Source organism: Syntrophorhabdaceae bacterium (assembly GCA_036504895.1).
In the GTDB taxonomy this organism is placed as follows: Bacteria; Desulfobacterota; Syntrophorhabdia; order Syntrophorhabdales; family Syntrophorhabdaceae; genus PNOM01.
On record DASXUJ010000085.1, the window covers coordinates 46090 to 58552 of the forward strand.

Genomic DNA, 12463 nt, shown 5'->3' on the forward strand with positions numbered 1-12463 from the left:
GAGATCTGCGGGCATGGAATTACCTTGACAAAGGACTTCGACTTTGTTACCGTAGCTTCTGTGGGGGGAGGTAAGTCTCTAAGATCACAGACAAAACGCCAAAAGTTTGACACTAGTCCATGTAGCTGAAACTCGATGCGAGGTATGGTCGCATCAAATTTTGGTTCGCGAGTCGCATCATTGATTCTTTCCTTGGAAAGCACACCGGAATAGCTGTCAGCAGATAAAAGTTCCCTCCATGCCCCGGAAACCGCCGTGCTTCCGGCTAATTATAGAGGCAGTCCGGAGGAGCATTCCTCTCGATAGAGATGCTTCGTGCCGAAAGGCACCGACATTTTCCGTTCTCCTTAAGAAATTTGCCGGCAGGCCGATCAATAACACGGAACCCCGAGAGTCGGTCGCTACCGCGTGTCGCGCGCGGAGCAGGTCCCGACCGACATGTAATTAAATTTAAGCAGATACCGCGAGTGGTGGAGAGATATGATCAGAGTTTTTCTCGCCGACGACCATCCCATTGTCCGGACGGGAGTCCAACTGATGTTGGACGGGCAGGCGGACATGAATGTAATAGGAGTGGCGGGGAACGGCCGGGCCGCGGTGCGGGAAGTAATGAAACTCCGTCCGGATGTGGCGGTTATGGACATCACGATGCCGGAGCTTAACGGGATCGATGCAACGGAACAGATTTGCGAAAAAAACCCTTCGACAAGGGTGATAATCCTCTCTATGCACTCCGATATGCCCCATGTATTCCGTGCTTTAAGGGCAGGCGCCTCAGGATATGTAATGAAGGAGTCGGAGGCGGAAGAGCTTATTTCGGCGGTCCGCGCCGTCCATAACGGCGGCAGGCATTTGAGCGAGCCGATCGCGGAGAAGCTGATCGATGACTACATACTCCACTACCGCTACATCGAACAGGGCGATCCGCTCTCAAAATTGAGCTCCAGGGAAAAGGAGATCCTCCTCTACGTGGTGCAGGGAAAAACGAGCAAAGAGATAGGTTCCGCCCTCGGACTTTCAAAGAAAACCGTAAATACCTACCGTTACAGAGTGATGGAGAAGCTCTCCATCACGGATATACCGGGTCTCGTAAGGTTTGGAATGCAAAATGGGTTAACTCCGGAAAACATACCTTATCAGCCATGAAGCGATATACGAAAGGCTTACAACATTTGTCAAAAGAATCCTACAACATTGTAATATGGTTTTGTCACAACCTTCCCGGGCCGCTCATTATCTCCGGAGTGGATCAAAAAACGGACGCAACTGACCGAGTGCTCGGAGGGCATCTGTCACAACACAACATAAACTATCAAAATGGTATATCCCGGGATAATTGGTATCGAATAGGGATATCACGGACTATGGACCGGATATTTTTTAAAACCTTAGGGGAAGATGGGGAGGAATAAGGTAATCTGCCGGCGTACATAAAGAGTCCAAGGTGTCCTACATACAAAAACATACAATTATTACAAAATACTACTTCATTATCTTACTCTCGCACATGGGGATTGCGACTACAAAAGGGGTGGGACCGGAGCTGTCTTCAGACGGCAATGGCGGTAGCCTGTTTTGGAATAGACTCTGTGAAAGCGGTATTCCCGTAGATCGATAGAGATCTCTTCCCGGTGATGCAATAACACTCACATGAACCGAACCAATCCTTTAAATTCTTCCACCGATATTCGAATCGCAGTCTATCTGATCGATGACAACGCCCTCTCCAGGGAAGGGCTGAGGAATTTTCTCGAGGGGGAACCCGGTATCGAGGTGAAAGGGCATGCCGCCCTTGGACCCAAAACCGTCGAACAAATGGCTCTTGCGCCTCCGGACGTGGTGATTTTGGCGCCTCACCACCATGTGGAGGCGGCGAAGGATGTGATCAGGGATATCCTGAAACTGGGCCCGCCGGTTCAACTGATGGTAATCTCCGAGAGAATGGTTTTTGAGGAACTCTGCCGGTTGCTTCAGGCCGGCGTCAAAGGCTGCGTGCTTTATGATTCGGTCGACAGCGAGATCATCAGGGCTATACGCGCGGTCCATGCCGGCAAACGCTACCTGAGCTCGGCCGTCTCCCACGCCCTCGTTGACGATTATATAAAAAAGGGCGTCCTGTCGGTCCATGCCAAGGACCCGCTCTTATCTCTGAACATGCGTGAGAAGGAAGTCCTGCAGCTCGTAGTGGAAGGAAAGGGCAGCGGGACCATCGCGGATATCCTCAATCTCTCGGTCAGCACGGTCAATACCTACCGCTCCAGGGTAATGAAGAAACTGGGGCTTCGGGACCTTCCGGGCCTCGTGCGATTCGCGATTCAGAATAAAATAACCCCCTCTCATCCTGACCTTCGACGTCCCACATGAAAAACATGAAACCAGGTGAAATCAATGCCCGCCGGTGAGCGCCGTGAAGGAGCCCGCACCAATCTCGATATCAGGGACCTTTCCTATACGGGATGCCGTCTCGACGATCTCGCGATCCTTTCCTATAACCTCCTGGATCTGAGCTCCAATGGGGCCCAGATGGATGTCCGTACGGGCGAGGCGGATGACATGAGGCCTCTCGATAAGGGCGACGTCATCGATCTGCTCCTCTCTCTCAGGTCCGATACCCCCGAGGGCGCGTCCTTTGACCGGGGAAGGATCATGTGGGCCGGGAAGGCAGACACTGCCGCTATCGTCTCCTGCGGTATTCATCTGGAAAATGCGCCTGATACGGCTTGGGAAGACGCCCCGTTATGGTCGCGCCTTTCCCTGTCCCTCGAAACCTCGAATATAATTCTGGAGGACCCTGACCTCGGCTCGGCGGATGAGTTCTATCACGCCCTTGTCGACCATGCCATATCATTGAAAAAGAGTATGGCGAAGGAACTCGAACGCCTGTCCGCCCTCCCGGAATTTTCCGACGATGACGCACGGGATATCCTGACCATGTCTAAGACAGGGTGCCTGGACGATATAGGACAATTGCAATCACGCGTGAAACCTGCAAAAGCTGCCCCGGACATCGGGCCGACTGAGGTCATGGGGCTCACCTACGAGGAGATTTGCGCCATCGTGAAGGGTGCCTCGAAGCGGCTCGATTTTTCCCTCGGGCCTTATTGCCGCGACGGGAACGAGCCACTTCACCGGATTACCTCTCTTCACCGGGAGCTCCTTGCGGACCATAATGCCCTGGTGCTCCTGAGAACGGGTTACCTCGCCTATGTGTACCAGAATTCTGAAAGTTCCCTTTAAACTTTCTATTAAGTTGCAGCCTTTCCTGCCCGATAAGTCATTAAGAGGTATATGGCTTAAGTGGAGTCTATCAAAGACATCGGACGGAGAGATTTCTTCAGGAGTTTCGCAAAAGTGGCCGGTATCGCCGCCATGGCGGCAGGAGGGGTTACCATGAAACCCGCCGCGGCCGACGCCTTCTTCTTCGGACCGAAGATTGACCCCAGGTGGAAGGGCCTGGTCGCCAATCTCAAGGAATATATCACCCGCACCTATGTGAAATATGACATGACGAAGGCATCGGCAGCCCTGCAGAATCTCGCGCCTTACGGGATTACGGAGCAGGATGTGACACCCCTGCAGAACGTGAACCGCTGCCTGCTGCCAAGGGACATGTTCCTCACCCACTATTATGTGGGCTCCACCGCGGCGGTCCCTTCCATAAAACTCTTCAATATCTCGTCCAGAGGCAGCTTCGACGGTTTTATGGTAGACGGCTACAGGAGGACCACCCTCTTCGGAAAAAAGCTCGATCCTTACGAACGGGTGCTCCTGGGGGAGGAGATCTTCTCCACTCTCGATATCCCACCGGTCGCAATGCCCTATAATCTCGCCGCCCCCGGATCCACCCGGCCCGAATGGGTGATCGCCATCCCCTACGGCTGGATACACGACCTTTACGGCAGGCAATCTTCCGGCATCGAAGAGCGCCTCGTAGAGGAGTTGACCATTCACGAGATCACCCACATCGTCCATCAGACACGAGAAGAGCTCCTTCCTTTCCTCGCCCAATTCGGGTACAGGATGGATGAAGAGCAGCCCGTGGGGAGCATAAGCGACATCGTGGCCTATCTCAGGGTCAAGCCCGTCACTTTTCACCAGGCCGAGCGCCTGATCCTCGAGCGGATCTATGACGTCGATTCCTACTACGGCGATACGGGAAACGTGGCCCACCTCATCGCGCTCCGTCAGATAAGGGACGGGATTTTGAGGCTCGCGGTCGAGATGAACAGGACCGACCCGAAATATCCTTCCAATATCCTGAAATTCTCCGACCAGCAATGCTACGCATGCATGGCCTATCTTTACAACAGGGCCGCCGACCAGTTCGCCCTGAGGAAGAACCAATTCTCCGAACCCTTTGCAGCCTGACAGGTTGCGTTTCCAATTACACAATGTGAAGCGGGCCCCGGCCGCGCTTCCTACCCCTCGAAGCTGACACTGATACCAACCTTTTTTCTGATCGTAAAAGGACGCGAAATGCCGTCCCCGCAATAATAGGATTGCGTACGTAGTCGATTTACAGGAATTGTGTGACAGAGTTTCAATACCCTAACGGAGGTGCTGGTATGAAGAGGATATTTGGCATTGGATTCGTTCTTCTATGCCTGTTGGTTGCAGCCGTGCCGTCACACGCAACGGTTGCGTCCGACGTGAACGCAGGCAAACCCATGAACAACATATTTCAGGACGCATTAAAATCAGGGCTCAATAACGATCAGATCGTGCAGCAGGCGATTCAGGCAGGGGCGGCCCCGAGTGCCGTCGTAAAAGCGGCGCTCCAGGCAGGCGCACCCGCCGCGGCCGTAACCACGGCAGCAATCAGAGTAGGGGCCCCGCCCGCGATAGTTGCCTGTGAGGCCGTAATGGCCCAGGCAGGCGCCGCCGCCCAGGTCGTGACCGCCGCGCTCCAGGCAAGGCCCGACGCAGGGTCTTTCATCGTCGGCGCGGCAGTGCGCTGCGCTCCCACTCAGGCAGGCCCGATCGTCACCGCGGCGATTAAAGCCGGGATGCCGGCCGCTTCAGTGGTAACGGCTGCGATAGGCTCCGGCGGATCGCCCATGATCGTCGTCCAGGCGGCAATCGCGGCAGACAAGACCTATGCGAGAATGATCGTCAAGGCTGCCATCGAGTCAGGCGGCGCTCCCCAGATGGTGAGTGACGCGGCTCTCAGGGCAGGCGCATCGGAAGCGGACGTAAAGCAGGGCACTTCTGAAGCAGTAGCCCCCACGGCTCCTGCCGGTGCAGTAGCCGGCGCTTTTGCAGCACCCGCGCCTCCTCCTCCCCCCGGAACAGGCGGCGGCGGTGGTGGTGGCGGCGGTACGGCGAGCAGGTCCCGCTAAGGGCCCGCTTCACCGAAGAGTAAGGCAGCAACAAATGGGAAAGGCGGATGGCTGCCCGGAGAGTGTCGCGCCACGCGGCAGGGCAGCCATTCATGAAAAGGAACATTCCGAACATTCGTGACAGAGGAAGGGAGTCCATTATGCGGAAGGGGCACAGAATTGAAATTGCAGGTATCACGGGAGCTCTGGCGTGTCTCGTGATGATTATTTTTTGCGGCAGCGCCAGGGCCGAATGGGGCATGGGGAATCTCAAGATATACCCAGAATTCTCCGTGGCGGAGACCTACAGGTCGAATATCTATCAGACCCAATCGGACAGGAAGTCTGACTGGATCACCACCACCCGCGCGGGTGCCAGAATGGAGTACAAGTTCGGCGCAAAGCACATGCTCACCATGGGGTATAACGCCGGTTTTCTCAATTACACTCATAATACGACCAACAACTATTGGGATCATGTCGCCCACAGTCTTCTCAGCCTCAACTTTCCCGGAGGCCTCGAGGTAAATCTCGGCACCAGGTTCTTAAAGAGCACCATCGAGCAGACGGCGACGGTAGCCCACACAAGGCCCTATGAGCGGTCCTTCACGGATTTCTCGACCGCCTATAGGTTTGCGGATAGGTGGAAGGCCGAGGCAAAGTACAACAGGGAGCAGCTCTCTTTCGACCATACCGTCGACAAGGGGCAGAACTTCTGGCAGAACCTCTACGGCGGCGTCATGTACTACCGGTTCACGGCCAGGACATCGGCTCTCACCGAATATAACTACGTGCAGAAGACCTTCCCCAACAACCGGGTTGCAAACAGCTCGAGCAACAACATGTATTTCGGTGTTGCCTTCGATCCCGCGGGAAAATTGAGGGGAGACTTCAAGGCAGGCTACGGGTGGAAACAATTCGACCACGACCTTGCGACTCGCGACAACAGCCCCAAGAACTGGATCATGGCGGCAAACCTGATCCAGGACTTCACGAAATACACCTCCGTCTCGTTCAACGCCGCGAGGTCCTTCTACGATGATACGGACTTCGGGAATGCATCGTACATCGGCACCGGCGCAGGGGCCACGTTCCAGCACTTCTTCACCCAGAAGATCGGAAGCACCGCGACCGCGATCTATCGCTATAACGAATATCTCGATTACAATGCCGACCCGGTGACGGCCCAGCAGAAGAAACGCGTGGATAAGAGATGGGATTTTGGAGTGGGCGCCATCTATAGAATGAACAGGTGGATTGAGGGCAGGCTCGAATACCAGTACATTACCAAGAATTCCAATTTCGAGACCTATTCTTTCGATGAAAACAGGGTCATGCTGAAGATCATAGTGACCCCATAGGAGACCGAAGGTAATAAATATCATGAAATGTGTGCGTCTGGGTCTATCGTTACTCGCAGCAGTTGCAGTCTTTATCGTTTCCCTTTCACCCGGCATCTCGGACCGGTCCATTCTCATGCCCTCTGCCGCGCTCGCGGCTGAACAGAGCTACGTGGTCGGGCCCGAGGACGAGCTGGCCATCACCGTATGGGACCATCCCGATCTGGGCAGGAAGACGAGAGTGAACCTCGAGGGGATGATCAGTTTCCCCCTGATAGGCGAGGTAAGGGCAGCGGGAAAAAGCCTGATTCAACTGGAAACGGACATTAAGGCGAAGCTCGCGAACGGTTTTATCGTAGACCCTCACGTGACCATTCAGATCACCGAATACAGGAGCCAGAAAATTTCCATCATCGGGGAAGTGAACCAGCCCGGTGCATATCCCCTCACCAAAAAGACGACCCTCGTCGAGGCAATCGCCATGGCAGGGGGCGTGAAGCAGGAAGCGGACCATGAAGTCATGATCGTGAGACCCAGGACGGGCAACCCGAAAGGCGGCGCCCTACTCCCCAACCAGGTCGACCCCAATGACGTGATCAAGGTGCCCATCAGGGATGTGCTCGAAGGGGAGAAAACCCATAATATAGAAGTAATAAACGGCGACACCATATTCGTGCCGAAGATCAAGGTCTTCTACGTCACCGGCGAAGCGAAGCGGCCGGGACAGTATACCTACCTGAAAGGCATGACCGTCCTGAACGCCATCAGCACCGCAGGAGGCTTCACCGAAAAGGCGTCCAAGAGAAAAGTAAGGATCGTCCGCGAAAAGGGCGGCAAGAAAGAAGAATTAGCCGCCGCCCTCGAAAATCAGATAGAACCGGGAGACACGATAGTGGTGCCGGAGAGCTTCTGGTAAGATCCGGTTCCGCGGCACCACCTTTACAGATTCGATTCGAAAATAAACAGCAGTACATGGAGCATCGGGGGGCCTTCGGCCGTCGATGATCTTCCGTTGGAGGTAAAATGAACATCCCAGGGCAGGAAAAAGAGGTCCATATATACGATTATCTGCGGGTCCTCTACAAGTGGCGAAAGCAGGCAATCATCTTCCTCGCCGCGATCGTCTTCACCGTGACTGTCGCATCCTTCCTCATGACCCCCATTTACAAGGGGAGCACGAGGATCCTGATAGAAAGGGAGGCGCCCAAGGTCCTCAATATGCAGGACGTTATGCCCATATCCTTGGATGCCGTAAGTACCGATTTCTACCAGACACAATATAAAATTCTGCAGTCGCGTACCGTGGCGCTTAGAGTGGTGAAAACGCTTAATCTTGCAGCGAACCCTTTATTTAACACTACAAAGTTTCCGAAAGGGAGAGAGCCAGACAAGAGGACTCTGGACCTGATATTGGCGGAGAGACTCTTGAAGCGCTATAAGGTCCAGCCCATAAGGAACAGCAGGCTCGTTGATTTAAGCTTCGAGAGTCCGAGTCCCCAATTTGCCGCCGATGTTACGAACGCCATCGCCCAGAGCTTTATCGTTAATGCCATGGAATCCAAAACGAACACCTCCCAAGAAGCCAAGGAATTTCTCACCAAACAAATCGAGGACCAGAGAAGGCAGTTGGAAGAATCGGAGCAGGCACTTCAGAATTATAAAGAAAAATACGGAATTGTCCAACTTACCCAAGTTCCCGGCCAGAAAGAGAGCGAAAACATTGCTATGCAACGGCTCACGGGCCTAACCTCGAATCTCATTCAGGCCCAGACGGTGCGACTGGAAACAGAGGCGCGATACAGGGAGGTTAAAGATCTTCTTGACAAAGGAGCCTCCTATGAAGCCATCCCTCCCATCAGCAACAACTATCTTATCCAACAGCTCAAGGTCCAGGAGGCCCAGTTTGAGGCCCAGATGTCCGAATTTTCACAGAAATTCGGAGAAAAACATCCAAAGATGATCCAGCTCAAGAAAGAGTTGGATGGAGTGCGCCAGAAAATAAAAACGGAAGCCCAACAGGTGATAATCTCCCTGAAAAATGAGTATCAGATAGCCAGGGCTAAAGAGGACTCAGCCCGGGGCGCGATGAATGCACAGAAGGCCGAGGCACAGAAACTGAGCGAGCACGGCATTCAATACGGTGTGTTATCGAGAGAAGTTGAAAAGAATAGGGAGCTTTATGAAAACCTGCTCAAGAGGCTCAAAGAGACGTCGGTAGTGAGAGAACTCGGTACAACCAACATCAGTATTGTGGACTATGCCGAACTTCCACGGGTCCCCGAGCGACCGAAGAAGGCCCAGTATATCCTTCTCTCTTTCTTGGTTGGGGTATTTCTCTCAGTAGGCCTAGCCTTCTTCCTCGAATACCTGGACAATACCGTGAAAGTTCCCCAAGATATAGAAACCATCATGGACATTCCCTGTGTTGCCCTAATACCCACCATCAATTTTGCCGAGGAATTGGGAGACACATCGGCAGCGAATCACGAGCTCATCGTCTTTCATAAACCTAAATCGACCGTATCGGAAGCCTTCCGTAGTCTCCGGACCGCGATACTCTTCTCCTTCCCTGTCAATTCCCATAGAACACTTCTTCTTACGAGCTGTGTTCCGAGGGAAGGGAAAACCTTTATTACCGCAAATTTTGCCCTTGTCATGGCCTATTCCGGCGAATCGGTACTCTTGATAGACGCCGACATGCGTAAGCCCCAGACCCATGCGGTGTTCGGCCTGAGCAACGAAAAAGGATTAAGTAACGCCATCGTCGGTGAAGAACCGAGAATTCATAAATCGGTGCTCCATGAGAAGCTAGATATTATGACCTCCGGTCCTATACCACCGAATCCGGCGGAGCTTCTCGGCTCTAAGCATATGACCGACCTACTTGAGAGTCTGAAGCAAAAGTATGACAATATCATCATCGACTCACCGCCTTTAACCTCGGTTACCGATCCCATCATCCTCAGCAGGCTTGTCGATGGTGTCATTTCTATCGTTCACGGAGGCACTACTACCCGTGACATGGCAAGACGAGGCGCAGCCCAGCTTCGCGACATAAATGCCCGGCTTATCGGCGCTGTGCTCAACAACATCGATATAGGGAAGGAGAATTATTATTACTCCCACTACTACAACTATTACTATTACCACGACTACTATGGCGAGGACGGCACTAAGAAGAAGAAAGGCAGGCGAGGTGAACCACAGAACGGAAATTCATCTGTAGCATCCTTATTGAAACGGCCGATATTCGGGAGCAAGAAGAACGACAGAAAGAGCGCATAACACAATGACAGATATACATGTGCATGTATTGCCGGCTCTAGATGACGGCCCGGACAATATGGATGATGCTATCGCCATGTGCGCCATGGCGGCCGATGATGGAATCGATACAATGGTGGCGACCCCGCACATGGGAAATGGAACCTACGAGAACAGCAAAGAAATTGTTTTTGAAAATGTAAACCAGCTTAACACCGAACTTAGCGCTCGCAATATTCATCTCCGTGTCCTGCCGGGCGCAGACAACCACGTAAGCGAACAGCTCGATAAACTCCTTCAGAATGGCGAGGCAATAGCAGTCAATGATAACGGCCGGTACGTGCTCGTAGAATTTCCAAAGCACATCATGCCGCCCCGCTATCTAGACTGGCTTTTTGAACTGAGGCTCAAGGGGTTGACTCCCATTTTTACTCATCCCGAAAGGCATACGGTAATCCAAAGCAATACGGACCTGCTAAGGGAATGGGTTCACGGAGGAGGCCTCGTCCAGGTAACCGCCATGAGTGTCACCGGAGAATTCGGCCGGAACACAAGAAAGTGCGCCGAAGCCCTTCTCAAACACCACCTTGTCCACGCAATAGCCTCAGACGCCCACTCTAAAAGCCACCGCCGCCCAATCCTGTCAAAAGCTTTAAAAGCAGCTAAAGATATTACGGACCCGGATTACGCGGAAAAGCTCGTGAATGATTTCCCTGAAGCGATCGTAAATGGGATAGATTTTGTAATACCCGAGCCGCTAGCGGAGAAGAGAACATTTTTTGATCGTGTCAGAGGAAGATAGTAGGATCGTAATTGATGGTAGCTGGTAATTTGTAGCAACTCATTGTTAAAGCCTGAAGATGAGAATTGACCGTGGAACTTGAGGAACTTCAGATCTATGGAATCGCAAGAGAATTGAGCAGAATCGGTTGGAATGTATATCGAGAATTGAAAAACGAGTACAGATTTGGAATCGGAAGACAATATCTTGAAGCAGCTGATTCGGTCGGTGCGAATATTGCCGAAGGTTATGGAAGATATCACTATCTGGATTCGATTAAATTCTATTATAATGCCCGCGGATCACTCTGGGAATTCAAGCATTGGACCGATCTTCTCCACGAAAGGGATCTGATTTCAAAAGAAGTGCACGAAGAATCGGTGACGAAGTGAATAGATTGGGCTTAAAAATTAACAATTTCATAGCATCGATATAATCAAAGGTGAATAAATAATGTATAAGGGTAATTTGGGTTAACGATAGTAATTTGTTGTTCCAGTCCTTCTGGCAACGAATTACCATGAATTACTAAATTACTATTAATAACGATCTATCACATGGCATCTTATACAATACTAATTGGCCTAATAGTTCTCATAGTCGGTTGCCCGCTCGCCATCGGCTCGGTCTATATCATCACTTATTCGGCTATGGAGATCATTGTTTTCAGCTTACTACTCATACATATCTGGACTTTTAAGAGAGGAAACCAGCCTTCCAATACCAATTCGGAATCCAAAACCAAGAGACCGGAGCTTCCCGACAACTATTACCGAAAGACCCTACTGCTCTCGTTGCCACTATTTCTCTTCTTATTAATTGCTCTTTTCCAGCTTGTTCCTCTGCCTTTCTGGTTGTTACAGAATCTTTCTCCCGGCACCGCTGCTATGTATACGAAGCTCGGTATGGGAACGGGATATCACTCGCTTACTTTGAGTGTCTACTCTACGACAATAATGGTACTCAAATATGGAGCTTATATTGGAATCTTTCTGTTAATAGCAACATTTGAGCCTGCCAACGCCGGTCTTAGGCGAGGACGATGGATTAAGGCGCTTTTCGTGGCCCTTTTTGCTGTTGGGTTTGGCGAAGCCGTCTACGGGCTCTATATTGGGCTAAACAAATCGGATAGCATCCTATGGTTTATGAGAACCGTTAATATCGGTATCGTATCTGGTACATTTATAAACCCGGATCATTTTGCTGGATTATTAAACATGGTTCTATTCTGTTCGCTGGGTCTTTGCATGACACGTGTTGGACTCAAGAAGAGTAACTGGCGAAGGAAAAAGACAGTCTTATATTCCCTAACCTCAGAACAAGCGCTGGTCTTTTGGATGATTTTGGTAGGTATGCTATGCATGATGCTTGGTGTTACTTTTTCGCTGTCACGCATGGGACACATAAGTATGCTAGTAGGCCTTATTTTTTTAATTGTGATGCATTCTGTGAAAAAACCTAAGCTCGGTTCTCTAGCCATAATTGCTATAGTCACTGCAGGCGTTCTCTGGGGTACGTGGAAAGGATTGGAGCCGGTACTAGAAAAATGGAGACAGGCAGAGAATGCCTTGTACGATAACAGGTTCTTGGTGTGGAAGGGCACAATGAGATTATTTTCAAATTTTCAAACATTTGGAACGGGCTTGGGGACTTACGAACTGGTCTTTCCCCCATACAAGCCCATTGAGTTGGGTTCGCAAGTCTACGAACATGCCCACAACGATTACCTTGAAATATTGTCCGAGACAGGTCTAGTGAGC

Annotated in this window: 11 protein-coding genes; all 11 read left to right on the forward strand. The window is 51.7% G+C overall.

Translation table 11 applies throughout. The features are described 5' to 3' along the window. Positions 1–480: 480 nt before the first annotated feature. The gene (locus VGJ94_12035; protein ID HEY3277342.1) at positions 481–1146 is read left to right on the forward strand and encodes a response regulator transcription factor; all 666 of its coding nucleotides are present in this window, start codon (positions 481–483) and stop codon (positions 1144–1146) included. A 504-nt stretch (positions 1147–1650) separates the two neighbouring features. Next, on the forward strand, positions 1651–2364 hold the full coding sequence (locus tag VGJ94_12040) for a response regulator transcription factor (protein HEY3277343.1): 714 nt from the start codon (positions 1651–1653) through the stop codon (positions 2362–2364). A 24-nt stretch (positions 2365–2388) separates the two neighbouring features. After that, the gene (locus tag VGJ94_12045) at positions 2389–3237 is read left to right on the forward strand and encodes a hypothetical protein (GenBank protein HEY3277344.1); all 849 of its coding nucleotides are present in this window, start codon (positions 2389–2391) and stop codon (positions 3235–3237) included. Positions 3238–3297: 60 nt separating this feature from the next. Continuing rightward, positions 3298–4368: a hypothetical protein gene (locus VGJ94_12050; GenBank protein HEY3277345.1), complete on the forward strand. Its 1071-nt coding sequence runs from the start codon at positions 3298–3300 to the stop codon at positions 4366–4368. A 197-nt stretch (positions 4369–4565) separates the two neighbouring features. Beyond that, positions 4566–5339: a hypothetical protein gene (locus VGJ94_12055; protein ID HEY3277346.1), complete on the forward strand. Its 774-nt coding sequence runs from the start codon at positions 4566–4568 to the stop codon at positions 5337–5339. A 140-nt stretch (positions 5340–5479) separates the two neighbouring features. After that, on the forward strand, positions 5480–6679 hold the full coding sequence (locus VGJ94_12060; protein ID HEY3277347.1) for an outer membrane beta-barrel protein: 1200 nt from the start codon (positions 5480–5482) through the stop codon (positions 6677–6679). A gap of 22 nt (positions 6680–6701) precedes the next feature. Beyond that, on the forward strand, positions 6702–7574 hold the full coding sequence (locus tag VGJ94_12065; protein HEY3277348.1) for an SLBB domain-containing protein: 873 nt from the start codon (positions 6702–6704) through the stop codon (positions 7572–7574). Between the two features lie 107 nt (positions 7575–7681). Continuing rightward, entirely contained in the window at positions 7682–9943 is a 2262-nt protein-coding gene (locus VGJ94_12070) for a polysaccharide biosynthesis tyrosine autokinase (protein ID HEY3277349.1), read from the forward strand. A gap of 4 nt (positions 9944–9947) precedes the next feature. Next, complete coding sequence (locus VGJ94_12075) at positions 9948–10724, forward strand: CpsB/CapC family capsule biosynthesis tyrosine phosphatase (GenBank protein ID HEY3277350.1); 777 nt, start codon at positions 9948–9950, stop codon at positions 10722–10724. Positions 10725–10795: 71 nt separating this feature from the next. Continuing rightward, entirely contained in the window at positions 10796–11095 is a 300-nt protein-coding gene (locus VGJ94_12080; GenBank protein ID HEY3277351.1) for a four helix bundle protein, read from the forward strand. A gap of 165 nt (positions 11096–11260) precedes the next feature. Continuing rightward, a partial coding sequence (locus tag VGJ94_12085; protein HEY3277352.1) for an O-antigen ligase family protein occupies positions 11261–12463 on the forward strand: 1203 nt, incomplete at its 3' end.